Raw genomic sequence first — 1,072 nt, 5'->3', positions numbered from 1 at the left:
CGAGCAGCGCCCCGGTGCGGGTCTGCCCGGCCGAGGCGTGCGCGGGGACGATCTCGGGCAGCCGCGGCCGGTGGCCCAGGGCGTGCTCGGCCAGCTCGGCGTCCCAGTCGTCGGTCTCGGGGGAGAAGTAGCCGGTGCCCGAGGCGTCCCCGCGGTCGGTGGTGTAGCGGTCGGCGTCGTCGCGCAGCCGCCAGGTCAGGTAGTCGTGCGGCAGCAGCACCGCCTCGGTGCGGGCGGCGTTCTCCGGCTCGGCGTCACGCAGCCAGCGCAGCTTGGTCGAGGTGATCGAGGCGACGTGCACGCTGCCCGTGCGCCGGGCCGCGGCCTCGGGACCGCCCAGCTCCTCGACCAGGGTGGCCGCCTGCGGGGCGGAGCGGACGTCGTTCCACAGCAGCGCCGGACGGACCACCTGCTGGTCGGCGTCCAGGGCCACCATGCCGTGCTGCTGACCGCCCACCGCGACCGCGGCGGCCCGCTCCAGCAGGGGCCCGCCCGCGGTCTCGAAGGCGCTCCACCACTCCTGCGGGTCCACCTCGGTGCCGCGGGGGTGCGGGGCCTGCCGCTCCTCCACCACCCGGCCGGTCGAGCTGTCGACCAGGATCGCCTTGCAGGACTGGGTGGAGGAGTCCACACCGAGTACGAGGTCACTCATCGTCGGGCCCTTCGTTCCTGGCGCTCCGGCGCCTCCGGATCGTCCTGCCGCAGGATACGCACTCGTCGATCGAGGGACACCTCTTGCCGACCTCTCGTATTTTGTGAGAAGTTCCTCGACAGATCACCACATCGACTGAGGAGCACCCCATGACCCTCTCCCGACGCAGCCTGCTGCGCGCGGGTGCGCTCGGCGCCGGGGCGCTGGCCGGTGGCGGCCTGCTCGGCGCCTGCGGCTCCGGCGGCCAGCCGGCACCGGTGCCCGAGTTCACCGGCGGCGACGAGTGGCGCCGCTTCGCCGGCACCACCATCAACTTCATCTCCGAGAACACCGCCCCGACCGCAGCCATCGCGGCCAACCTGCAGCCGTTCACCGAGCTGACCGGCATCGACGTCCGGATCGTCAACCTCGAGCTCAGCG

Annotated in this window: 2 protein-coding genes; one reads left to right on the top strand and one right to left on the bottom strand. The window is 73.3% G+C overall.

The window, feature by feature from the left end; genetic code table 11:
• Nucleotides 1-652: FGGY family carbohydrate kinase (locus DVA66_RS20615; RefSeq protein ID WP_269801651.1), on the bottom strand; the 652-nt coding region annotated here is incomplete at its 3' end.
• A 149-nt stretch (nt 653-801) separates the two neighbouring features.
• Here DVA66_RS20615 and DVA66_RS20610 point away from each other — a divergent pair.
• Nucleotides 802-1,072 (top strand): hypothetical protein (locus DVA66_RS20610; RefSeq protein WP_198672018.1); only part of this gene is annotated, 271 nt, incomplete at its 3' end.

The sequence above is a fragment of the Desertihabitans aurantiacus genome (genome assembly GCF_003344635.1).
Lineage (GTDB): Bacteria > Actinomycetota > Actinomycetes > Propionibacteriales > Propionibacteriaceae > Desertihabitans > Desertihabitans aurantiacus.
This window is presented reverse-complemented; position numbering and strand designations above follow the sequence as displayed.